Source organism: Salinivibrio proteolyticus, from assembly GCF_001996165.1.
In the GTDB taxonomy this organism is placed as follows: domain Bacteria; phylum Pseudomonadota; class Gammaproteobacteria; order Enterobacterales; family Vibrionaceae; genus Salinivibrio; species Salinivibrio proteolyticus.
In genome coordinates this window covers 58,595-81,518 of the sequence record NZ_MUFP01000010.1, presented here as the reverse complement: position 1 = coordinate 81,518, position 22,924 = coordinate 58,595, and the positions used below count along the sequence as shown (strand labels likewise).

The 22,924-nt window shown below is 49.4% G+C and carries 20 protein-coding genes; 11 read left to right on the top strand and 9 right to left on the bottom strand.

The features are described from left to right. Window positions 1-77 precede the first annotated feature (77 nt). Window positions 78-1,058, top strand: a complete 981-nt coding sequence (locus BZJ19_RS09440; protein ID WP_077675440.1) for an ABC transporter substrate-binding protein — start codon at window positions 78-80, stop codon at window positions 1,056-1,058. Between the two features lie 129 nt (window positions 1,059-1,187). Here BZJ19_RS09440 and BZJ19_RS09435 read toward each other — a convergent pair whose 3' ends face one another. Next, window positions 1,188-2,732 (bottom strand): DUF3369 domain-containing protein, encoded by a 1,545-nt coding sequence (locus tag BZJ19_RS09435; RefSeq protein WP_077675439.1) that lies wholly within the window; start codon window positions 2,730-2,732, stop codon window positions 1,188-1,190. 401 nt (window positions 2,733-3,133) lie between these two features. Between BZJ19_RS09435 and BZJ19_RS09430 the strand changes: the two genes are divergently transcribed. From BZJ19_RS09430 to BZJ19_RS09420, 3 genes are all read left to right on the top strand, one after another. Continuing rightward, window positions 3,134-5,017, top strand: a complete 1,884-nt coding sequence (locus BZJ19_RS09430) for a methyl-accepting chemotaxis protein (RefSeq protein WP_077675438.1) — start codon at window positions 3,134-3,136, stop codon at window positions 5,015-5,017. Window positions 5,018-5,141: 124 nt separating this feature from the next. Beyond that, entirely contained in the window at window positions 5,142-5,375 is a 234-nt protein-coding gene (locus BZJ19_RS09425) for a DUF3955 domain-containing protein (RefSeq protein WP_069587075.1), read from the top strand. A gap of 23 nt (window positions 5,376-5,398) precedes the next feature. Beyond that, a complete protein-coding gene (locus tag BZJ19_RS09420; RefSeq protein ID WP_077675437.1) occupies window positions 5,399-5,674 on the top strand; it encodes a YrhK family protein in 276 nt (91 codons plus the stop codon). Window positions 5,675-5,803: 129 nt separating this feature from the next. On the opposite strand, the gene BZJ19_RS09415 is transcribed toward BZJ19_RS09420, so the two are convergent. Next, window positions 5,804-6,124, bottom strand: a complete 321-nt coding sequence (locus tag BZJ19_RS09415) for an AzlD domain-containing protein (protein WP_046073054.1) — start codon at window positions 6,122-6,124, stop codon at window positions 5,804-5,806. After that, window positions 6,121-6,843 carry an AzlC family ABC transporter permease gene (locus BZJ19_RS09410; protein WP_077675436.1) on the bottom strand — a complete coding sequence of 241 codons (723 nt, stop codon included), beginning with the start codon at window positions 6,841-6,843 and terminating at the stop codon, window positions 6,121-6,123. The genes BZJ19_RS09415 and BZJ19_RS09410 overlap by 4 nt, the downstream gene beginning before the upstream one ends. 182 nt (window positions 6,844-7,025) lie before the next feature. Between BZJ19_RS09410 and BZJ19_RS09405 the strand changes: the two genes are divergently transcribed. Beyond that, entirely contained in the window at window positions 7,026-7,403 is a 378-nt protein-coding gene (locus BZJ19_RS09405) for a hypothetical protein (protein WP_077675435.1), read from the top strand. Here the strand turns inward: BZJ19_RS09405 and BZJ19_RS09400 are convergent. Continuing rightward, entirely contained in the window at window positions 7,400-8,413 is a 1,014-nt protein-coding gene (locus tag BZJ19_RS09400; protein ID WP_077675434.1) for a Preprotein translocase subunit SecY, read from the bottom strand. The two genes, BZJ19_RS09405 and BZJ19_RS09400, sit on opposite strands and share 4 nt — an antisense overlap. A 306-nt stretch (window positions 8,414-8,719) precedes the next feature. Between BZJ19_RS09400 and BZJ19_RS09395 the strand changes: the two genes are divergently transcribed. The 3 genes from BZJ19_RS09395 to BZJ19_RS09385 all read left to right on the top strand — a co-directional run bounded on the left by BZJ19_RS09395 (window position 8,720) and on the right by BZJ19_RS09385 (window position 12,533). Continuing rightward, window positions 8,720-9,907 carry an MFS transporter gene (locus BZJ19_RS09395; RefSeq protein ID WP_157891174.1) on the top strand — a complete coding sequence of 396 codons (1,188 nt, stop codon included), beginning with the start codon at window positions 8,720-8,722 and terminating at the stop codon, window positions 9,905-9,907. Between the two features lie 251 nt (window positions 9,908-10,158). Next, window positions 10,159-11,673: a SulP family inorganic anion transporter gene (locus BZJ19_RS09390; protein ID WP_077480097.1), complete on the top strand. Its 1,515-nt coding sequence runs from the start codon at window positions 10,159-10,161 to the stop codon at window positions 11,671-11,673. Window positions 11,674-11,684: 11 nt separating this feature from the next. Continuing rightward, on the top strand, window positions 11,685-12,533 hold the full coding sequence (locus tag BZJ19_RS09385; RefSeq protein WP_077675432.1) for a universal stress protein: 849 nt from the start codon (window positions 11,685-11,687) through the stop codon (window positions 12,531-12,533). Between the two features lie 86 nt (window positions 12,534-12,619). On the opposite strand, the gene BZJ19_RS09380 is transcribed toward BZJ19_RS09385, so the two are convergent. The 4 genes from BZJ19_RS09380 to BZJ19_RS09365 all read right to left on the bottom strand — a co-directional run bounded on the left by BZJ19_RS09380 (window position 12,620) and on the right by BZJ19_RS09365 (window position 16,536). Further along, window positions 12,620-13,168, bottom strand: coding sequence for a hypothetical protein (locus tag BZJ19_RS09380; RefSeq protein ID WP_069587087.1), 549 nt, complete (start codon window positions 13,166-13,168; stop codon window positions 12,620-12,622). Between the two features lie 134 nt (window positions 13,169-13,302). Then, window positions 13,303-13,803, bottom strand: coding sequence for a response regulator (locus BZJ19_RS09375; RefSeq protein WP_077675431.1), 501 nt, complete (start codon window positions 13,801-13,803; stop codon window positions 13,303-13,305). Beyond that, a complete protein-coding gene (locus BZJ19_RS09370; protein ID WP_077675430.1) occupies window positions 13,800-15,755 on the bottom strand; it encodes an ATP-binding protein in 1,956 nt (651 codons plus the stop codon). Before BZJ19_RS09370 ends, BZJ19_RS09375 begins: the two co-directional genes overlap by 4 nt. Before the next feature lie 148 nt (window positions 15,756-15,903). Then, a complete protein-coding gene (locus tag BZJ19_RS09365; RefSeq protein WP_077675474.1) occupies window positions 15,904-16,536 on the bottom strand; it encodes a DedA family protein in 633 nt (210 codons plus the stop codon). Window positions 16,537-17,502: 966 nt separating this feature from the next. Between BZJ19_RS09365 and BZJ19_RS09360 the strand changes: the two genes are divergently transcribed. After that, entirely contained in the window at window positions 17,503-18,792 is a 1,290-nt protein-coding gene (locus BZJ19_RS09360; RefSeq protein WP_077675429.1) for a DUF945 family protein, read from the top strand. Window positions 18,793-18,893: 101 nt separating this feature from the next. Further along, entirely contained in the window at window positions 18,894-19,634 is a 741-nt protein-coding gene (locus BZJ19_RS09355; protein ID WP_077675428.1) for a PilZ domain-containing protein, read from the top strand. A gap of 79 nt (window positions 19,635-19,713) precedes the next feature. Here the strand turns inward: BZJ19_RS09355 and BZJ19_RS09350 are convergent, their stop codons facing one another. Continuing rightward, window positions 19,714-21,339, bottom strand: coding sequence for a VRR-NUC domain-containing protein (locus tag BZJ19_RS09350; RefSeq protein ID WP_077675427.1), 1,626 nt, complete (start codon window positions 21,337-21,339; stop codon window positions 19,714-19,716). Window positions 21,340-21,389: 50 nt separating this feature from the next. On the opposite strand from BZJ19_RS09350, the gene BZJ19_RS09345 reads away from it, so the two are divergent. Further along, complete coding sequence (locus BZJ19_RS09345; protein WP_077675426.1) at window positions 21,390-22,871, top strand: bifunctional NUDIX hydrolase/phosphatase PAP2 family protein; 1,482 nt, start codon at window positions 21,390-21,392, stop codon at window positions 22,869-22,871. The last annotated feature ends 53 nt before the right edge of the window (window positions 22,872-22,924 follow it).

Sequence of the window (22,924 nt, the reverse complement as noted above, 5' to 3'; positions counted from 1 at the left end):
AAAAACTGTTCGCAATGGTAAGGGTGTCTGTCTTGGCTCGCCTACACTAAAAAAGTCAGATTATTGAGGAGAGCATCATGCACTTGTTGATTAAAGCACTCACTGGCTTGTTGCTGTGCGTCATCGCCCCTGTATGGGCGGCTAACGTGATGCTGATTGAAAGCTATCACTACGGCTATGATTGGGATAAAAGCTATATCGCTGGTCTAGAAAGGACATTGGGCAGTGATTACACGCTATCTCGGTTTGAAATGGATACCAAGCGACTGCCGCCCAGTGAGTTTGAAAAGCAGGCGGATAAAGCCTTTGCCGCATACCAAGCAACAAAGCCCGAGATCGTGGTGCTCGGCGATGACAATGCGCTGAAATATATGTTGCCAAGGCTCTATGATGAGCCCATTTCGATTGTGTTTTTAGGGATTAACTCGAACCCTCGCCACTTGCTTGCCGAGTATGAAGGTCAGGCAAAGGTCACGGGGGTGTTGGAATTACCGTTATTTGTACGGAATATGCGTGAAATCAGCATGCTGTTGGGTAAGAAAAACATCAAAGTGAAGGTGATGTTTGATTCGGGGGTGACCTCCGAAATTGCTGCTGAGTATATATTGCGTCAGTACGAGCAAATTCGACGTAGCTTGGGTATTGAAATCAATATTGCTAATGCTGTGACGTTTCAAGGCTGGCAACGAGAAATCGCCGCCGCAAAACGCAGTGGCTTTGATGCAATTATTGTCGGCCTATATCAAACCTTAGTGGACAGTGAAGGAAACAATGTTGATGCAAACCAAGTGCTCAGTTGGACCAATCAACATGTGGAAGTGCCGACTTTTGGTTTTTGGGATTTTTCAGTCGGTAAAGGGAAGACGGCTGGTGGTGTCGTGCTATTTGGTGAGTCACAAGGCCAGCATGCGGCAGATCTCGTTAAACAAATAAATGCTGGTGCTGATGCAAGCACGATACCGATTCAAATTGGTCGCCAAGGGCGTGCGATTTATAGTGCCAGTGAAATGGAACGCTGGTCGTTGACGCCTTCTTCACGGTGGCAAAACATTGATTGACGCAGTTAAATTGAAAGCCTAAGAGCTGACGAGGCTGTAGATAAGCACGCTTTTAAGTGAGTTAGTGCTTTAGGATATACGCATAAAAAAACGCGCTCAGACAGCGCGTTTTTTTATGGAACTGCAAGACTAGTCTGGGTGCGACTCACGTATCGCAATAAAGTCGTCCCAGTTATCGATCAGCAAGTCGACCAGTTTGGGCTCAAAATGTTTGCCGCGCTGTGCGACCAGCTCTTTGCGAATGTCGTCATCAGTCCATGCATCCTTATAGGAGCGTTTTGACCCGAGCGCATCAAACACGTCGGCCAATGCAGCAATCCGTCCACTGACAGGAATGTCTTCACCTGCCAATTTATTGGGATAACCGCTGCCATCCCATTTTTCATGGTGAGTCGCGGCAATTTCTTTGGCTACCAAAATTAAACGGCGTTTGGAATGGCTAAGAATTTCGACACCATATTCAACGTGTTTTTGCATGATCTCCCACTCATCAGCGTCGAGCTTACCGGGTTTGTGCAAAATGGCATCAGGGATAGCGACTTTACCCACATCATGCAGCGGCGATCCGTGTTTAATCATGGTGGCCTCTTGCTCACTCAGGCCGTAAAGCTCTGCAAGGCGTTCACAGAACAAAGATACCCGTTGCACGTGCGCCCCCGTTTCTTTACTCCGCGCCTCCACTGCATTGGCGAGGTTATAAACTAGCTCTTTGGAAGTTTCACGTAAATCTACCATCAAGCTAAGGTTCTCGAACGTCAGCCCAATGTTTTGCATATATATTTTCAGCAAATGTTGGTCGAGCTCTGAGAGAGTTTTAGCGTGATTCACGTAAAGTAGAAACTCAACATCTTCCTCATCACGATGGAAAAGTACAAAGCCATCATCAAACTGGATGCTCTGCTGTTTATTGAGGGCTTGTTGACATCGCTCTGCAACCGTTTTGGGCAATTTCTCAAACGCACATTCGCTGTAACAATCGACGTATTCTCCTGTCGCGGCGAGAGTCAGCGCGCGCGACTCCTCCGCGCCGGGGCGAGGTTGCACGACGCAGTAAAAAGCTGAGTCATGAATGTGTAGCAATGAGGTGAGCTGCTCCAACACTGCTGTCGCATAGTGTTGCAGGTTAGTGGTATTTTGGACGTTTGCAGACGCCTCTATCACCCGCTTTAATCCTTGTTTTTGTTCCTCAATCATGCACAAATCGCGATAAGAGCGCAGCATAGAGTAGAGCAAGGTTTTTAGCTTTTGGGTAGTGAGTTCGGTTTTTTCTTTATAATCATCAATGTCGTATTCGCGGATAACTCTATCTTCGGGGGCTTGCCCCGCTTGGCCGGTCCGCAACACCAACCGGATCACGTGGTCATTTTTCTCATCGCGGATATATCGCACGAGGTCTAAACCTGCGTGTTCAGTCTCCATCACCACGTCCACAAGTGCGAGAGCGATATCTTCCTCCTTTTCGAGAATGTCTTTCGCTTCTTGCCCAGAGAGTGCCGATAAAATCTCGAGCGGGCGATCTTGAAAAGTAAACCCTGTTAACGCCAAGCGCGTCACCTCGTGCATCAAATCATCATCATCCACCAACAGAATACGCCAAGGCTCGTGGGTGTAAGCCTGATTCGTTTCTGGTGGGGATGGTGATGCGTCGTCACGCTGATCCGCAAACAAGTCCATGATCTTCGCCTCTATTCGCGTACTTCTTAATTAACTAAAGCGTAGTTGAGCAAAATAAAAGTTGCGAGCGATGGCAACTCTTCAATTTGGAAACACGCCGGCACCATAATCTAATGCGTTTCAACAATTCATTAGTTATTACTGATCTAGCACATTTCTGGATCGTTTTCCTTTGGTAGGCTAGGAAGGTTGCGTGGCAGATAGGGTGTAGACGTTTGCATCTACTTGCGCTTTAAGTGAACAAAATGCGACCACTCTTCAACGTGTTGCGTAACGCATCAGTAAGATTGTTGTGATGCGGATACCATTTGACAGTAAGCGGTTTTGCGGGCTTGTGTGATCACTGATTTACTTGATGAACAATAATCACAACCAGACTTTGGCAGACAAACAAGGCAGTTATGTTCAAGAAACTTTCATTAAAAAATAAGCTTGCGCTATCGGCGAGTGTTGCCATCATCATTGGTGGCTTACTGGTTGAAGCACTCTCATYTCGGGCGTCACTATCACGGCTTGATACCGAGGTATCGCAACGTCTCGAAAGCACGACGGCCTCATATAACCAGTATGTCGCGGATTGGATCGTATCGAAAGAACGTGCGATGACGTCGCTAAGCAGTGAAGCCAATCCCAACAGCATCGTGACGCACCTAAAACAGGTTCGCGATTCGGGTGGGTTTGATAATGTGTTCCTCGCGTATCCAGATGGTAGTCAAGACAACGCCAATGGTGTGGTCCTCCCTCCCGGTAATGATGATCCACGCAAATGGGGTTGGTACATCAACGCGAAAGCCGATCCGTCGAGCGTGTTTATGGATAACCCTACGGTAGCCGCAGCAACGGGCGCCAATGTGGTCTCATTAGGGAAAGCCTTGCAACTGGGTGGCGACATGGTGGTGCTTGGCGCTGACGTTGAAATTGGCGACATCATTGAGGGCCTTGAGAAGGTTATCTTACCTGGGCGCGGTTATATGTTTATTGCCAATGGCGATGGCAACATCTTTACCCATGCCAATACGGATCTTCTTAACCAACCCGTCAGTGATTTAGGCCTATCGTTAAGTACGGTAAAAAATGCCGCCAATTCGGGCCAAGATCTTATGGCCGAGGTAAACGGTGAGCAAAGTGTGATGTATGCCAAGCCGATTGCCAATACGGGATTAATGACGGTCACGGTGATCAATTATGACTCGTTGGTAGCGCCTTTGTTCGATGCGGTGTGGGGACAAATTGCTGTGACCATCGGTGTGGTGATTGCGTGTACTTTGTTATTTAACCTGTTGGTTAATGTCCTGTTTAAACCGCTGACTAATGTGTCGAATGCGCTTGAGCAAATTGCTCATGGTAGCGGTGATTTGACCCAGCGGATTGAGGTAGAAAGCGAAGATGAAGTCGGGCAGTTGGCGCACAATTTCAATACTTTCGTAGGAAGTATGCATCAACTCATCAGCCATATTCGTGGGCAGGCCGATCAGCTGACATCGCAATCGAAAAGCAGTACCGATCGTGCACAACGCAACGTGGATGATATTAATCAGCAGCAACAAGAGATCACCATGGTGGCGACAGCCGTGACAGAACTGGCCTCGGCGACGCAGGAAATTGCCTCTCATGCTGAGCACACCGCAAGCACCGCACAAGAGTCAACCGCAAGTACCAATAATGGTCGGGCGGTGGTGGAGAACACTAAGACGTCAATCACCCGCTTGGCCGATGAGTTGAAGCAGGCCAGTACCATCGTGGCGGAGTTGGACAGTCACTCCCAAGAAATTTCGACTGTGTTATCGACCATTCAAGATATCGCTGAGCAAACCAATTTGCTGGCGCTGAATGCGGCGATTGAGGCGGCACGAGCAGGCGAACAGGGCCGTGGTTTTGCGGTAGTTGCCGATGAAGTGCGCATCTTGTCTCAGCGCACCCATGCATCGACAGAAGAAATTAAGTCTACGATTGATACCTTGCAAACCACTACAGCCAATGCCGTTTCTATTATGGAAAGTAGTTCATCACTGGCGGGCGACTCGGTCGCGGATGCTGATAAAGCCACTGCAGCATTGAGTGAGATTGATGCGGCGGTTAACCAAATCAGTGATATGGCGACTCAAATTGCAACGGCTGCCGAAGAACAAACCCATGTGACTAGCGAGATCACGCAAAATATTACCTCTATTAAAGATGTGTCTGAGCACCTTGTTCATAGTGCGAACGATGCGTCTGAAGAGGCGGATGGGTTGCGTATTCAAGCGGCGAACCTTAGCGAAAAAGTGGCAACCTACAAACTTTAAACGCGCATCTGGCTACCCTGACGCCAAGGGGTAGCCAGATTTTTTGAAAAAAATGAAGATAAAACTGAACTTTATTCAGTGAGCTTGGTCACACTAAGCACTGAAGCAACAACAAAAAGGTTTTATGCTAACCCTATTACGAAATTTTCGTACCTCATTTATCTTCTTTCTGCTTGGTATTGGATGCCTCTTAGCATTCAACTTATCCACCCCGAACATTGCTGCCAACGGCACGCTACAAGAACCCTTCGCGTTTATTCCACTTGCATGGCTATTCCTCGCGGTTAGCGCGGTGATTTTTGCGTTTAAAATGGTGCAAACGGTACTGATCGTTAAACGCCAACATCTTGATTGCTGATACCAAGGTCCAGAGGAGGCAACATGATTGAACGTCACGGCCGAGAACTGGATATTGATATCGGTAATAAACACTTGGTGATTCAACGTCGTTATGAGGCGTGTGGGGCTTTTAACGACCTTCTAATCGCGATTTGGTTTTTGATTGGTAGTTTTTTCTTCCTAAACGATGCGTTGATGGAAAGTGGTACTTGGCTTTTCATTGTCGGGAGCGCACAGCTGCTGTTAAAACCGAGTATCAAGTTGATGAGTTTGGTCCATGTCTCGCGCGTGCAACAACGGGTGCAGGAAACGGCATAGTCCACTGTTATTCAATGAATAATCAACTCATTGGCCTCTGGGGCCAACAACCAAATAAACGAAAGAGGCAGGGTGATGACCCTGCCTCTTGCTATAGTGGCATCGCACTGACTGGCTTATCGTCGTTATTTATCCCAACACCCAAAGCTGAAGGGTAACGAAAAAACCAATCGATAGCCCGACCACTAATAAGGTCGATAGACGGGTACAGGCTAAACCGATAGCGACCAAGGCGCCGAGTAAATAAGGATTGGTGGTAGAGATAGCCAGCTGATCCTCGGGAAAGAAGACAATCGGTACCCATAGCGCGGTCAGGACCGCCGGTGCAGAGTAGGTTAGGAGTCGTTGCAACCGCGGACCAATGCGCACAGGGATACTCCGTGCCAGTAGCAGATAACGCACCGAGAAGGTGATCAGCGCCATGGCCACGATGATTAACCAATAACTCATGTTGACGCCCTCCGTGTCGGTAGCGACTCAGCCATTAGCCCTGCGACCATACCTACGCCGGTTGCAATGATTAACGCATTGGGGATGTGGTAATAGGTGAATAGCAGCATACTGACACCGCTTGCCAAGGCACAAAGCAGTACGGGGCGGGTTTTTATACTGGGAACGGTCAGTGCGATAAAGGTGGCTGCGATGGCAAAATCGAGGCCGATCGCTTCCAAGGCTTTCAGCTGAGAACCAGCTAGAATCCCCGCCAAGGTCGCAAGATTCCAACCCACGTAAAACGCGGCGCCCGTATACAGGGCGTAGTGTTTAGAAAATCCTCCCTGCTTGCTGGTGTGTGCGGTTGAAAGCGCATACATTTCATCGGTCAGTAAAAAGCCGAGGCCGAGACGCCATTTAAGTGGCAAGGGAGTGATGTACTGTCGAAAGTGAGCACCATAGAGAAGGTGCCGTGCGCTAATCACCAGTGTGGAACCGAGTACCGCTGGTAAGCCCGCCGCATTGCCCACCATCATGGTGCCCGACAATTGCACCGCCCCGGCAAAAACCAGTAATGACATGGCTTGTGTTTGCAGTGCACTGAATCCCATTTGCAGCCCTAATGAACCGCAGAGTATCCCCCAAGGCAGGACGGCGAGGCACAACGGACTCACATCGCCTAATGCGCGCCATACTGATGCCTCAGGCGCATGCACCTCTTGTGCAGCCTTATGCATAGATCACCTTTTTGTTGTATTTGCTTGGTTATAAATTGTTTTTATCGGTAAGGTGCTAAAAGGTCAGGTAACGTACTGATTAACAAACTTACCAGATGTTTGTACCACATCACCGCCATGCCGCAAAGAGGTGGGATTATCAATAGCCAGAGTGGCTCGCTAAGACACAGAAAGGAAACACAATGAAAGCACCACATCGTCCGAAGGGATCTACATCACCAAGCGTGCATTTTCTTTATGTTTGGTTAGTGTCAACGGCAATAGCCAGTGCCGCTGTGGTTGGGGCGTGGCAGGCAGGGTGGATAACATTGACGACGTTTGGGGATGGCGCATTTTACGTCGGGGGGCTCGTTTGGTCGGCAGCGGGGCTTGTGACGTACAGTCGTTACAAAAGCCGCTATTGGTATCGTGATTCAGTAACACGGCGGGCGCTCACGGCTCAACAACACGCGATGGTGATCGATTCATCGTCACAGCCCGATGACAAGCTCGGACTGTGGCTGTTTTTAAGTGGGCTTCCCGCCATGATACTCAGCGGTATATTGATATTGGTGGCTTAACCCACCCAGTGATAATGGTGGTTCGGCTTTTTGGCGACCAATCCCTGTTGTTGTAAATGGTTAAATAGGGTATCGACGGCCTCTTGGCTGAGTGCATATTCCGCCATCACGGCTTTTTTGCTACAACGTAGCGTTTTGGCGGCTAACGCGGCTTTGATATTGGCATAAGGCGCATCCGTATCCTCGTGAGGAGACGCTGAATCCGGCGTGGTGACTTCCGTGTTGATCTCATTGGCACGAGGAGACGCCTTGGTGTTCACTGGCGTAGGGGGCGTGGCATGTGGGTGACGATACCAATGGCGGAAACGCTGTTCTTCACCAATCACGCCGACAAAGAAAGCGGCGAACAAATCTAACAACACAGAGAGAAAAATCACCAGCCAAGATTGGGCCTGATCGGCGCTTACGCCCAGGGTGTTTGCAAGGTTGCTAATCAATCCCAAGATGGATCCCTGTGCCACCGCGGGTAAACTATCGCGCTCGAACGCGAGCTGCTGTTGCTCTTTACGTAATTGGTTGTTTTCTTTTTGTAATCGCGCCACGCCAGTCGCAATTCTATCCAATTCGATATAACGTTCAGCGGCTTGATTATTCAAGGTGATTTGTTGCTCGATAGCATCGATTTGTCGGTTATAAGCGTCAATCTGCGCTTGGGCTTGGCGCTGCTCACTTTGCGCGGCATTGGTGGCACTATTGATGCCGCCAATACTGCCGCCAATCGAGATTAAGGCCAAAATGAGATAAAAAGCCAAGGCTGATAAGGCACCCACATAGTTGCCGTGCGCCCGACGCTCACCAAACTCGTACCATGCGTAAAACTTACCCGCTTCAAAAATCACTGCCAATGCTCCGAACAACCATTGCATTAGCGGGTTGTCGTCAAGGGATAAGAACAGCAGCAGGGAAAAAATGGTAGAAGCCACAATGGCGGCACCGGTAAAGCTGTACACACTCAACATGGCGAATCGCCCTTTGGGGAAGCGTAACGCCATCTTGGTTGGCGCTGACATGACTGGATTCATATTGTTGTTATTGTCTGTGATATTGAGAGGGCGCAAAGCCTAGCGCATCTCGGCCCGTTTGTGTGTCAGTAAGCGGTGAAAACATGAATAAGCGATTGATCCATCGCCAATATGGATTAAAAGGCATCACAAAACCGACGTAAGCAGGTCGGGTTTCATTTCTTCTTCCGTGCAGGCATGTCATAGTCAGCTTTCATCTCATGCATTAAGTAAACCCTTGAAGGCGTGTTGATATATGACGTTTCAAAATGGAATGACAGGGGACAACGGGGGCGTATGCTAGCGCGATCGTATGTGACATTAATTAAGTACCAATGGCCGTTAATTGCTTTTGGCTTTCTATCGATCTTTTTTGGCAACATTGGTCAATCGTTTTTCATCAGTTGGTATGGCAGCAGTATTAAAGATGCGCTGTTGTTGAGTGATGCAACCTACGGCGGGGTTTACGCCATTGCGACCATGACCAGCAGCGTGTTGGTGATTAGCTTTGGTGGTGTGGTGGATCGGGTGCGGGTCGACAAATTACTGATCTTCTTTGCCACGTTACTGATAGTCGCGTGTACGTTGATGTATGCCGTTGATAGTGTGGTGGGCTTGCTGCTGGTTTTTTTCTTACTGCGGTTTTGTGGACAAGGTTTTTTACCTCACATCGCGCAAGCCACTGTGATTAAGCGTGCACAGCAGGATAAAGGTAAAGCCATTAGCTTGGTCGGCAGTGGTGTTGCCATTGGCGAGGTGGTTTTACCCTCAATCGTCATTGGCTTAATCGCGTTTTTGGGCTGGCGAGAAAGCTGGTTATTCATTGGTGCTACCCTGTTAGTGGTGTTTTTACCACTGGTCTTATGGCTAGTCAGAAAAGCAGACCTTAAACGGAACCGTATTGAGGTAGACAATCAAAACCACGCCAGCGATGCGAGCCGGCGTCAAGTTATTCGCGACTGGCGGTTTTGGATGATCATACCGATAGCTTTGGTGACGCCGTTTTTGGTGACCGGCGTATTTATCCAACAGGACTTTATCCTAGAAGCGAAACGGTGGACGCCGGGCGTATTAGCGGGAAGTTTCGTATTTTACGGGGCCGTGCATTGGTTAAGCTCAGTGATATCAGGCAGCTTGATTGATAAGTATCGTTCGCGAAATGTACTTATCGTAATCCCCATTCCACTGTTGCTCGGGTTAATGGTGATTGCCAACGTCAATCACACATTAGCGGCGCCGCTTTTTATGTGCCTTTTCGGTTTAGCGATTGGTGCAACCAATCCTGTGATTAATACCTTATGGGCGGAAATGTATGGGGTCTCGCATATTGGTGCTATTCGGTCTTTGGTGACTGGCATGATGATCCTCTCTACCGCATTGGCACCTTGGGTGTTCGGTATCGTTATCGATATTGGCTGGACGCTTAACCAACTGATTTATGCACTCATTGGATTGATTCTTTCCTTTACCGTGCTGTTGGTGCCTGTGTATCCGCGCTTGTAAGTCTAATCACCTGTCCAGACAATACGGAAAAGCGTGTATCAAGAAAAGATGGCAATAAATCTACGCTAAAAATATCACATCAACGCAATAAGACTTTGATTTATAGGAATAACGCCTTTTATTGATAAAAATGTGACGGTTGACGCTTGGTTAATAACTGACTAGGATCACGCCTTTTGATTTTCTGGGTTGCAGCAGGCCCGAGATCAGAACGCGACATCACTTTTTAATCCCAATTTATAGAGACGTTCATGATAGATAGAATTCAGCGTGATTGGTTCTCCAATGTACGCGGCGATATCCTTGCGGGTATCGTGGTGGCATTGGCTTTGATTCCTGAAGCGATTGCCTTTTCGATTATTGCCGGCGTTGATCCCAAAGTCGGTCTGTATGCCTCGTTCAGTATCGCCGTGATCATTGCCTTTGTAGGCGGTCGTCCGGGGATGATCTCGGCAGCCACCGGTGCGATGGCATTGCTGATGGTCACCTTGGTGAAAGAGCATGGTTTGCAATACTTACTTGCCGCTACCGTGCTTACCGGTATTTTGCAGATCGGTGCGGGTTATCTAAAACTCGGCAACCTTATGCGTTTTGTCTCGCGCTCAGTGGTGACAGGGTTTGTGAACGCCTTGGCGATCTTGATCTTTATGGCGCAGCTCCCTGAGCTTTTTGGCCCTGAGATTATGCGCGAGGGCGACATCCTCTGGCATGTCTATCCGATGACGTTAGCGGGCCTTGGCATTATCTATTTGTTCCCGTATATCCCGCGTATCGGTAAAGCCATTCCTTCTCCGTTAGTGTGTATTTTGGTCCTTACCGGTATCGCGATGACATACAACCTTGATTTACGTACTGTCGGAGATATGGGTGAGCTGCCGGATACCTTACCTGTATTCTTGTGGCCGGACGTGCCGCTAAACTGGGACACGCTGGCGATTATCTTCCCATACTCTGCGGGGCTGGCTGTGGTCGGCCTGTTGGAATCGATGATGACCGCCACTATCGTGGACGATTTGACCGATACCAGCAGCGATAAAAACCGTGAATGTAAAGGCCAAGGTGTGGCTAACATTGCGACTGGTTTTCTTGGTGGTATGGCCGGTTGTGCGATGATTGGTCAGTCCGTTATCAACGTGAAGTCGGGTGGCCGCGGACGCCTATCGACCTTTATCGCCGGTATTTTGCTGCTAATCATGGTGGTGTTCCTCAGCGATTGGATTAGCCAAATTCCGATGGCTGCATTGGTCGCGGTCATGATTATGGTTTCGATCGGTACTTTCTCTTGGGAGTCCATCATAAATCTGAAGTCGCACCCACTGTCGACCAATATCGTTATGCTAACGACCGTTGCCGTGGTTGTGTTCACCCATAACTTGGCGATTGGTGTGTTTGTCGGTGTGTTACTCGCGGCGCTATTTTTCGCCAACAAGATTGGTCGTTTTATGGTGGTCAAAAGCGACAATACAGACAATGGCGACGAGCGCACGTATCGCGTTGTTGGCCAAGTCTTTTTTGCCTCGTCAGATCAATTTTTATCATCGTTTGACTTCAAAGAAGCGGTGGAGCGTGTCACCATCGATCTTTCTGCAGCGCACTTCTGGGATATTACGTCCGTGTCTGTACTCGACAAGGTGGTGATTAAATTCCGTCGTGAAGGCACTGAAGTCAACATCGTGGGTATGAATGATGCGACTGCGACCATCGTCGATAAGTTCGGCGTGCACGATAAGCCGGAAGAAGTTGAAAAAATGATGGCTGGCCACTAAGGAGACCGACCATGGAACAAATTACCGCGTGCGTAGATGGCCCGCATTATTCAAAGCAAGTCGCAGACTTGAGCATTTGGGCAGCCAAGCGCCTTTCTGTGCCGTTGACGCTATTACACGTGTTGGATAAATCCTCACACCCAGCGGAACCTGAGCTTTCAGGGAATCTGGGAGTCGGGAGCCGTGAACAACTGTTACAAGAGCTGGTGGAGCTGGATGAGCAGCGTGCCAAGCTAGCCATGAAACACGGTAAAGCGCTGCTGTCCGAACTGGAAGACGACGCCAAAGCCAAAGGGCTGGACGATGTGCGTAAACTGCAACGCCACGGCCATTTAGTTGAAACATTACTCGAGCTAGAGCCACAAACCCGTGTTTTGGTATTGGGCAAATCGGGTGAATTGCATCAAAACGATACCAAAGCGATTGGATCGCAGCTGGAAAGTGTGATCCGCTCCATCAAGGCGCATACATTGGTCGCGAATGGTGAGTTCAGTGCGCCAGAGTYTTACTTATTGGCCTTTGATGGCAGCGATATCAGCGAAAAGTTGGTAGAAAAAGCCTTGAATACACCGCTGTTGGCAGGGATGACCTGCCATTTGGTAATGGTAGAAGACTCACAAGAAAAGCTGGCAGCGTTTAAACGTGCGGCAGAGCGCTTGAAAACGGCGGGTGTCGATGTGGTTGAAGTGCAGTTAACCGGTGAGGTGCACCGCGCTATCCTAGACTATCAAGCGGCCAACCAGGTTGGACTGATTGTGATGGGGGCTTATGGTCACTCGAAACTGCGTCAGTTCTTTTTGGGCAGCAACACCACCAAACTGCTGGTGGAATCAACGGTACCTATGCTGTTGATCCGCTAACCGTGCCGGATAGCAAGCAAATAAAAACCCGCATGATGCGGGTTTTTTTGTTTCTGTTGACCGTTTGTCTTTAGTACGTTTGGGAATCAGTACTTAAAGCGTGTAGTAAACATAAATTGGTCGCCATACCACTCGTTTACACGATACTCGGCACCCAAAGAAAAGAGTTCGGTGGCGTGGAAACGACCGTATGCGGAGCCAAAGGTATCTTCTTCATCATCGACGGTGAGCAAACCAATTTGGCCGCCAACTTCTACCTGTGGACCCAACCACTGACGGATACCTAGATTCACTTCTAGACCCACATCACTGTCGTAATCCTTTTTGTTCACCCCACGAGCAAGTAGCTCACCGGTCAGGTCTGCCCAGTTATTAATCGGGGCATGAAAGCCAATCCCTGCTGATGTATCCCAGTCTGAATCAAACTCGGTGTCTGCCTCAACGCGAATGTGTGCATTAGGATGGATAGACATGCTAAATCCTGCACCATAGGTGAGTGGGCTGACACCAATGCGCCCTTCAACGTAATCGTAACTGAAGTTACTCATGGTGCTCAGGCTGGCGTCGTCTTCATTGGCCGCGGCGCTGAATGAGGCCAGAGCGACAATGGCGCCGGCTAATAGAGATTTACGCATTATCAATTCCACTTGTTATTGGTGTTGAAATCATTCTATAAGACGATTGAACGAATAAACAAGCACATCCGTGTGGCAGACGTGGCTTTTTTACCGATTTCTGACCCAATGGCGGGTATTAAGGCAAAAAGCGCTTATTCGCCGCCCACCTCGAATTTATGCTTGTTGATGGCGTCCACGAGTCTTGGCGTATCAAGTACACTGGTCCATGGCAACAGGTTTGGTTCGTGCTCAATCATAAAGCTGGTTAATTGATCGGTGACTACGCTGGTAAGCGTCGCTTTCTGCCATGGTTTGGCAATGTAGTAATGTAAACTGGCGTGGTTAATTGCCGATACAGTGTCCTCTAGCCCCGCTTGGCCGGTGAGAAGCAGTTTACGCGCCCCTGCGGTTTGCGGTTGTTTCGCCAGCTCAATCAAAAAATCGACGCCAAGTTCGCCAGGCATAATGTGATCACACAGGATAAGTGCCAATTGCGTGCCTTGCGCCGCCATTTGCTCAATCACATCGCGAGCTTCTGTAACCGACTCTGCGGCTTCTAACTCAAAATGATCAGAAAAGCCTTGTAAGTCATCCATGACGCTATCAAGCACGTCACGTTCGTCATCCACGCATAAAATCATATACTGGCTCATAACTGGGGCTCCTTACGGGTAGCAGGGGAGAGCGAAACGGGTAGTGTCACCGTCATTGTGGTGCCGTGTTGCTGAACAGATGACACACGAATATCACCACCATGTTGCTGGATAATTTGTTGGCACACGGTTAGACCAATGCCCAAGCCAAAGTGACCCTCGCGTTTGGTGGTGTAGTTTAAGGCAAAGATCTTTTCTTGTTGCTCTGGCGTCATTCCCACGCCGGTATCTGAAATCGCGACTTGGATGTAACTTGCTTCATCATTATCGACAAGGTCGGTTTGTACCGTAAGTGTGCCGGGCTCTGGCATGGCGTCGAGCGCATTGGCGATTAAGTTAGTCCACACTTGCGCCAGCGCGTAGGGCTGGGCGACGATTTCTGGCAATGGGTGATAGCGTTTATCCAATTGATGAGGCTTCAGTCGATGCTCAAACAAGGTCAGGGTGTCTTCAATGCCTTCCAGCAGCTGGGTGCGCTGACGCTGCTCAGTATCTTGGCGCGCATAGGTACGTAAGCTTTTGACTAAATCGGCAATGCGCTGGGCACAGACATGGTTTGAACGCAGCAAGCGGCCGCAGCGGGCGTATTGTCGCCAGATTTCCACCGTGGGCGTAAAGGCATCGCCCAGTTGCTGTTGCCATTGCGAGACCTCGTCAGCTTGATACAGTCCCATCCCAACTAAATCACGGGCAAGATGACGATCGGTGACTTGGTCGGTTAAGGCTTGGGTGTAGGCGCGTGCCTGAGCCGTCGAAAGTGGCGTTGCCTCGCGGTTTGTCTGTAATAATGTGAGTGCTTGCTCAAGGCTATCAGGCGCTAATGGCGCTTGTGCGACCGCTTGTAACGCATCACCGAGGGCGTCGCTATTTCTCAGGATCGCCGATACGGGATTGTTTAGCTCATGCGCGACACCTGCCACGAGTTGGCCAAGTAACGCCATTTTTTCTTTCTCGACCAATTGCTGGTTGGCGGCGTCCAATGAGGCGAGTGTCTGTTGCAATTGAATTTCGGTGCCAATACTGCGCTTTAAGCGCTGGTTAAAATGTAGCAATAAGTGCTGGATAAACAGTGGTAATAGCTCTGAGCGGCTACGCATGATTTTGGCAAACAGCTCGTGGTCAATTTTGATCACTTGGGTGCGTGTCAAGGTGCGGGCCGTTGAGAAAGACACCTCGCCGGTGACAAATGACATGCTGCCGATCAAGCTGCCTGCTTTTAGGGTAGAAACATGATGCTCCTGGCCATCGTCATCGGTTTTGTACAATCCCACTTCGCCTTCGGCAATAAACCAGAGAAATGCGTTGGGTTGATTTTCTTTGGTAAGAACATGGTGAGGGCTGTAAGTGCGACACGCTTTGCTTTCATCATTCCCCTCGAAAAAAGCATAAAGACCTTGAATCACTTTGTCGGCAATAGCACGGGTGTCACTACTTGAAGGGGAGAACAGTTGAGATTGGAACTGGTTAATTTCGCGTTCCACTTGTGCATCAAGCAAGGCGCGGTGGTCGAGCGCTTCAGCATAGCGGAGTAAATCATGCTGGCAGTAGCGTAACACATAGGTGGTTAGCTCTTTTTCGGCCACGCGCTGCAGTTCATCCCGACGCCAAGGCTTATGCATGCAATAGTTTAACCGTCCCTCATTCACCGCCTGCAAAATGGCGTCGTACTGTGGTGCATCACTGAGCAATAGAGTGCGCGCACCGATGCTAGCTGGGTGATTATCGATATTGACGAGCATATTGATGCCACTGTCATCGCCGGGTTGGTTGTGACAGATCAACATTGCCACTTGTTGGCCTTGATGCTGACATTCATCAAGGAGTGCGTTGGCGTCATCAGGGTTATCAGCACTACACAGATCGAAAACATCCCGAAAAGGGGCTAAATCGTGAGTGAGCTTCTCGATAATGATTGGATCGTGGTCGACGCACAAAATCACGTAGGCATTCATAAGAAATCGCTGAATTTCTGCTCAATGCTTTGCATTGTAAGCGGATTTAGCCAGCGATGATGCGAATCGGTCGACAATAACGCACTTTGTCACATCCTTACACAAAGTAGGCGCCAATCCATGATGTACTGGCGCCTTGTACTCGGCATTACTCGATGAAAGTTTCGTGTTCTGTGGTCAGTGGACTGCGGCGTTTACGCGTGCGGCGATGGAACAACCATCCGACCAACAGACTGAGACTGGCAATCACTAATGTCATCAGTGGCGCAATGATCAAAAAATGATTAACGATACCAGCCAGTTTGGGCGGCAGGTATGAAATGGCATAGCCTGATAAGACCAACAGACAGATCCAAAAAACCGCGTTGCAGAGCGAGGTCACTAAGAAGCGGGGCAGTGATAGCCCTTGCCTTAACCCTATCATCATCGGGAGTAGTGACCGTACCACGGGTAAAAATCGTGCGACAAACATGGCATGCAGACCGTATCGGCCGATTAACGTGTCGGCTCGCTGCAAATGCTTGGCAGGCACTTTATTCAACCAATGAGATACCCACCGCCACTCTTTTAATCGTTGTCCTTGATAAAAGGCCATTGCGCTGCCTAACCAGCCAGCCATGATCAGAATTAATATGATCACGTAGAGATTGAAGACGCCAAAAGCCGCCAAACTCCCACAAAGCACAATAACGCTGTCGCAGGGTAAGGGCGCGGCGGGTAAAAAACCGCTTTCTGCGAATACCAACAAGCCGACACAAACATAAAGCAATGATAGATCCATGTGCTGCAGCGCAGCGAGATCATGATGCCATAACGCAGAAAATACAGATAAAGCGTCCAAGACTATTTCCTCATAAAACCTATTCACGTTTTTCAACAACCAACGGTAGAAAAACTAGGCATGTGCATAGCGTGCGAATAGGTGAGGAAACTGCAGTAATCGAGGCATAACAACTGTTAACGCCTTTTGCTGTCTTTGACACGCCAATACTTGCATATAGTGCGTCGCAAAGCGCAAAAACGTGCAACCCGTGCCCACAAGGTGACGAGTCGGTTTATACGGGTGTCTGTCATCTCCGGGACTGTCGCTGTCATTTGTTGCTCGTGACAGTCCAAGGCGACTTACCAAGCATGCAATATCAGGACGATGGTGGCTATGGGGGGGCGCGGCCGAATCAGCAATGAGATGGCCTAAGGGAGAAGCGATGTATGGCGCGGCATGTAAAGAGGTTGGCGATGTGGCGAGGAGCAACATGCAAACGGCCAGCGCAGCCATTAAACAGGAGAGGCCGACGCTGACGTCGCGCTGTCCGCTATTCCACGCATACCGAAAACGCGCGAATACATACATCGAAATGTGCCTCTGAGAATCAAACGTCTACCGCATTGAACACGCGATAGGCAAAGTGCTGGCTGTATGAATAATTTGAGCCTTCATCTAAGCGGTGAGAGACGCGTCAATGGTAGTGTTTTCCTACTATGTTGCGCCGAGTAGGCTGGCGAGTAGGACGAATCATCATAGCGTGAGGTGGCTGGGAGATCTAATGCTATTTTATAAAATAATCACCGGTGCGAATTTGTTTTTTAACTGACAAAAATCAGTAAGATATATTGTTTTTCATATAAAAAGATACGGATTGCTATATCGGCGGTTGTCGCCCATCACGCAGGATGCCATGTCAGTGTTATCGTCACCGTCTATTTTTGGTTACACTAGAGCTTTTCGAGTGCCTTGAGGGCAAAAGATATGTTTCTAGGAAAATACGGCGCTATGGCTGGCGCTGTTGCGGTGGCGGCATGTTGGCCGTTTGCCACCGGTCAAATCGCGCAATCTATGTATGAACGCGAAGTGGCACAATTTAGCTCGCCAGAGATCGCGGTGGAACAACGTGAATACCATCGCGGTTACCTTGATTCTCGCGCTGTGACGCGTTTGCACTTTAAAGGTGATGTCAAGCTAGCCTTAGAAGAGGCGGGTCTGCCCAGTGAGTATGATCTTTCCTCAGAGATCACCCATGGTGTGCTTGGCGTATCATCGACTAATACCTTAGTGTTGACCCCCGAGCTACAAACACTCACCCAGCGACTATGGCCTGGTAACCCGACCCCTATCCGATTGGACATGGAAACGCTTGTGACAGGAGCGTCGGATTATCAGTTGACCGTCGCACCTTTCTCATTCACGAATGAAGGCAAGAATCTGACAGCCAGCGAGCTAACCTTGATGGGGAGCTTGGCGCGCGATGGTGAATTTACCTTTGATTTTAACTGGCCAGCGGCGGCGCTGAACGCCGATAACGGCGAGCAGATAAAAATAGATACGGCTAAGGGTCAAGGGCGGGGTTATTTGCAAGATGACCTTTGGATTGGTGAGCAGGCATTTTCGATTGAAGGCATGCGTCTGGTTGACACCAGCAACCAAGCTTATCGAGTCGGAAAAAGCCAAATTCAGATCAGCAACCAAATAGTCAATGCAGACGAAAACACACGCGCGCGCATTGATAACGCGAACCGCATTACCGTGTCCTCATTCACGTTGCCGGACAATAGTGAATGGCGCAACATCGCGTTAGTCTTTGATGCGAAAGGGTTAGATTATCAGGCGATGGCGGCGATCGCTGGTTTATCATCTGATCTTGAGAACCCAGAGCAAGTTGACGCACTGGATCAAGCGATGATGACACTATTACAGCAAGGGTTGGCGTTGGATATCGCACCGGCGAGCATCACCTTACCGGATGGCGATGTAAGCGCTAATGTTGCGCTGAACTTAGCYAAAGCGGACCCACAAGTCTCTGCGCAGTTAGACTTAAATGCCTTGGTCAGCCGTTTGTCAGGCAATATCGACATTACTGTGCCCGACGCATTGCTAAGCCAGCCGCAATGGCAGGCGAAAAAACAGCAGTTGATCAAAGCGGGATATGCGACGATGACTGAGGGACAGTTTGAGCTCGCTGCCACCATTGAGGGTAATCAAATTGTGTCTAGCAATGGCGAGTCTATGCCGCTGATGCTATTTGCGATGTTAATGCTCTAACACAATCAGTGATGGAGCACAGTCTTGGTGTGCTCCATCGTTGACCCCTTATTTTTCTGGCTGTATAACTGGTTGATAACTATAACGCTATAAGATAATTCATGACCCAAGCACTTCCCGATCTTAAAGCCAAAAAGTATAAAACAGTGCGTGAAGAAGCCGTGATTGGCTTGCGTGCGGTTGGCTTTCTTAAACATGGCACGAGTACTCACGTACAAATAAAAACTCCGGTTGGTCAAATTTTTAGCTGCCAGAGTACCTTCATTGGCTTTGATGGCGAACAGCGACTGTTCTTTACCATTCCTACCCGTAACATTAAGCAGTTAAATCAGTTCTTTGTTGAAGGTTATCGCATTGCGGTTGATGGTGTATCGGATGAGGGCGAAGGCACCAAAATTCGTTTTGCCTCACGGATCTCACACATCATGATGTCGCCAGTCGCCATTATGCTAGTGGAACTGCCGCAGCAAGCCAAGTTGGTTCAACAGCGGAAAGAAAGCCGTTATGAGCTTAACGTCAAGGGTGAAATCCCGCTTGAGAAGCGACGTTTGTCGGTCAACCTAACCGATATCTCCGCCGGTGGTTGTGGATTTAGTTTTGATGCTATTGCTCCCGTGTTTGACATGAAGCACCAACTCGCGATTCAAGTCCGGCCTTCTCACGGGGATGACTGTTTTGTACTGAGTGGACAAGTAGAGAATCGTCAACAAAAGTGGGGCATGCAGCGCTACGGCTTGTCTTTTGATCAATCGGGACTTCAACACTGTCGAGCACTGATTAAACGCTTGGTGTATGACGGCTCACGCTACATTTTTAACCCTACCATCGAGAGTGATGAGTGACAGCGTCACGTTTACGTTCCCTCAGGCCAGTCTAGGCTAGGTTCGCATAGCTAGGCGCTGCCCAGTAATCGCATTATTATCACTGCGTGCAGCGCTGTACATAGGTGACTTTTGCATTGATGGCATGGTGATTAAAAAAGTGCAGCCAGCGTTTTTGATGGTGCTGGAGTGTATCGCCGGGCCCTTTTACTTCTACCCATTGATAGTCATCGGCTCGGCACATAAAAAGATCAGGCTGACCACTGCGATTGTGTCGTCGATCAAACAAAATCCTTTCGAAACACGCTTTGAGTTGATGGGGGGAGAGCGCGCGTAACGCTGCGTCCAGTAATGGCCATTCGATAACTCCCCAGTGGACCCAATCATTGGTAATACCGTGTTTTTCTGCATAATGCTGCTTTATCAGCTCACGTGCGTTTTCTATGTCACTGAGGCGAGCGTCAATGGCGGGTTGGCGCGCAGCACAAAACTCCTCACTGTATATATCACGCGGCCCGCGCTGAAATGGATTAAGAAATGCCCCTTGGACGGGCATAAAAAGGATATCCCAAAAAAACAAACCAAACAGTGCATTCAACAAGCAATTTTCGCTGTACCAGACTGTCCAACCTTGAGCGCGATAATAATCGGCGACTTCCCACTCGACGCGATCGTGCAAGGGTAAAACTAGGTGCTCTGTGTGTATTTCATTGGTATATGTTTCAGGCAAGTCATGGAGCCTGCCATGTTGTCGGACGGCTTTTTGTTTGGCGAGGCGATAGGCGATGTCACGTTCATCCTCATCATGGGGGGTGCGCAACATGGTGCCGAGCAGTGTGGAGGCTAAATCGATATTGTCTTGCTTGATGGCTATCCGCGCCTGTCGCTCACGGCTTGGAGGCTGTGTGGTGGTTTGATAGAGCATTTGTGCCGTATCAAGGTTTGCATGGCGCTCGTGTTCACGGGCTATGCGATTTACTAACCGTTGGCGTTTCCGTTCCAGTGGTGGCCATGCGTACGGTGCGGGAAGCTGGTCGGTCAGGGCGAGAATGATGTCGGGTTGCTTGGCTTTTTTCGCTTGCCAATAATGCTCATTTAATGCCGACAAGTGTAACCAGTGGTCAATGTGTTCACGACAGTGAAAGAGACGTTCTGATTGACGGAGAGGATAAGCCTCAAAGGTTTGAATGCCGAGCTCGGCCACCACAAACTGACTTAAATCTTGGCGTGAGTTACCAAAGTAGAGCAGTAAAAACACGGCTAACAACTCAGGTTGCAGACACTCAATGAGCATGGTTGGGCTGGTCAAAGTGTCGCCATACGTCGCTTGAATCGCCGCTTGCCATTGCGCTTTACTGGCGCTTTTTGGCATGTTTGCCTGCGGATAAGCGCGAGCCATTTGGGGTTTGGTCAGAAGATTCAGCACCACCTCRGTGGCCGCCTCATGGGTGAGGCGGACATAGCCCTGCGTGGCCAATTCATCAAGCAAGGGAGACAAGTCGCCGAGTTCGTGATACACCAATTTTTCGGCTACAAACCAATCATGACGACGCATCAATAATCGGATCAGCAAACATTGCGCCTTAAAGCTAAGCTGTTGAAAGGTGGTGATCCAATGACGCTCTGCGTGATTGAGCAGATCCCAATCACGTTCAGACACTAAATCCATCAAGCATAGGAAGTTATGATGATAATAATAGGGAGAAAGAGGGTCAGGCTGCGTCATCCTTTGTCCTTTTTTGTTTTGTTACGATACATGCATTCAGGAGCTGCCGCATGAAACGGAGTATCGCCTTACTATTGTCAGTTGTTAGCTGGTTGGTGTCGAGTTCTGTGTTAGCCGACGCAGAGAATACGTTTTCACCTGAGCAAGGGATCGCTGGCGTGGCCTGTATGGTGGTTGATCCTGCTGGGCGTTTGCTGCTGGTCAAAGACCGCGTCAGTGGCCGCTATGGATTACCGGGCGGCCGTGTAAGCCTTGCGGAATCCCCGCAAAAAGCATTAGCACGAGAAGTGTTTGAAGAGACCGCTATTCGGGTTGACGTTGGTAAGGTGCGCTATCAAGACCATCGTGGCGTTTTGTTTGATTGTCGCAGCCTCGCCCCATTACCGGTTGTCTCTCAAGCGGATGGTACGGGCATTTTGCCTGCGTGGCTGGCGCCGAACTTTGCCTCTGAAATTGATGAAGCCCGACTCGTACCAAAAGCGCACGCAGAAGACTATCAATACCGATTTAATGATAGGGGAGCGCTACTGTGGTCGTTAGTCGATAAAGTGCCAAGCAGTGATGTGACCGCGCTGGCTGACTTTAGCGCACTTGCGCCCACGTTTTACGTGAGTCAGTACGGGTTAGTCTCGGGTGTCCAGCAAGCCGTAGCCGCAATGGGCGAGACCATGGCCTCGTTCACCACTCAGGTCTTTTGGCTGGTTAATATTTTGGGGGAAACGGCATTCTATCTTGCTTTTGTGCCGCTATTTTTGGTCTTCAGAGGCCATAAATCGGCCTTGTCTTTGTTGTTTTTGCTGATCAGTGCCGCCGCGGTATCAACCCTTCTAAAAAGCGGTTTTGCAATGCCTCGACCTTTCTTTATCTGGCCCGAGTTAAAAATTGGTGACGCGCGAGGTTTTACAGTACCGAGCGGCCACACTCTACTCGCGGCGGCGGTAACAACGGCTTGGTATCTTAAGCGGCGCGCTGAGTATCCGCCCGCCTATGGGGCGTTGGGGCTGACATTATTTGTGATTGTATTGATGGGCCTGAATCGGATGTACCTCGGTGTACACTTTGCCAGTGATGTCATCATTGGCGGCTTGATTGGTGCCAGCATTGCAAGTGTGACCGTCAAGCTCGATGGTATGACGGTAAAAAATGCGCGTCCACTGCTCAATACCGCACGGATATGGCTGTTGGTATGCATCGTGTTGGCACTTGCAGCATTAGCGGTGAAGTTGCCAAATTTGCTGTATCTCGCCGCACTCGCGGCCGGCGTTTATACCGGTCAAGTTTGGCACAAGTTATTCCCAACCCGTAAACCCGCACAAACACGAGGCGGGAAAATGCTCACTTTTGCGTGGATTATTCTCGGCGCAGGGGTGATCCTCGGCATTGCTTACGGTGTCAGCCAGTTAACTGGGGTCAGTTGGGTGTTGCTGATTTTCACGTGCATGGCCATTTGGAGCATACCGCCTTGGGCATTAATCGCCAGCCCTGAGTTAGCACGTTGGTTAGCCCGGAAAATAGGCATGCAATCGTTATAGCTACGTTTGGCGAACGGTGCTTTGTGATGGGTTGATGGTGAATTATGGGTGAT

What these genes read in the sequence shown, in the direction of transcription:
- BZJ19_RS09440 (WP_077675440.1), top strand. Translation starts at nt 78, where the DNA reads ATGCACTTGTTGATTAAAGCACTCACTGGCTTGTTGCTGTGCGTCATC.
- BZJ19_RS09420 (WP_077675437.1), top strand. Translation starts at nt 5,399, where the DNA reads ATGATTGAACGTCACGGCCGAGAACTGGATATTGATATCGGTAATAAA.
- BZJ19_RS09435 (WP_077675439.1), bottom strand. Translation starts at nt 2,732, where the DNA reads ATGGACTTGTTTGCGGATCAGCGTGACGACGCATCACCATCCCCACCA.
- BZJ19_RS09355 (WP_077675428.1), top strand. Translation starts at nt 18,894, where the DNA reads ATGACCCAAGCACTTCCCGATCTTAAAGCCAAAAAGTATAAAACAGTG.
- BZJ19_RS09375 (WP_077675431.1), bottom strand. Translation starts at nt 13,803, where the DNA reads ATGAGCCAGTATATGATTTTATGCGTGGATGACGAACGTGACGTGCTT.
- BZJ19_RS09410 (WP_077675436.1), bottom strand. Translation starts at nt 6,843, where the DNA reads ATGCATAAGGCTGCACAAGAGGTGCATGCGCCTGAGGCATCAGTATGG.
- BZJ19_RS09390 (WP_077480097.1), top strand. Translation starts at nt 10,159, where the DNA reads ATGATAGATAGAATTCAGCGTGATTGGTTCTCCAATGTACGCGGCGAT.
- BZJ19_RS09425 (WP_069587075.1), top strand. Translation starts at nt 5,142, where the DNA reads ATGCTAACCCTATTACGAAATTTTCGTACCTCATTTATCTTCTTTCTG.
- BZJ19_RS09415 (WP_046073054.1), bottom strand. Translation starts at nt 6,124, where the DNA reads ATGAGTTATTGGTTAATCATCGTGGCCATGGCGCTGATCACCTTCTCG.
- BZJ19_RS09400 (WP_077675434.1), bottom strand. Translation starts at nt 8,413, where the DNA reads ATGTCAGCGCCAACCAAGATGGCGTTACGCTTCCCCAAAGGGCGATTC.
- BZJ19_RS09345 (WP_077675426.1), top strand. Translation starts at nt 21,390, where the DNA reads ATGAAACGGAGTATCGCCTTACTATTGTCAGTTGTTAGCTGGTTGGTG.
- BZJ19_RS09365 (WP_077675474.1), bottom strand. Translation starts at nt 16,536, where the DNA reads ATGGATCTATCATTGCTTTATGTTTGTGTCGGCTTGTTGGTATTCGCA.
- BZJ19_RS09380 (WP_069587087.1), bottom strand. Translation starts at nt 13,168, where the DNA reads ATGCGTAAATCTCTATTAGCCGGCGCCATTGTCGCTCTGGCCTCATTC.
- BZJ19_RS09370 (WP_077675430.1), bottom strand. Translation starts at nt 15,755, where the DNA reads ATGAATGCCTACGTGATTTTGTGCGTCGACCACGATCCAATCATTATC.
- BZJ19_RS09405 (WP_077675435.1), top strand. Translation starts at nt 7,026, where the DNA reads ATGAAAGCACCACATCGTCCGAAGGGATCTACATCACCAAGCGTGCAT.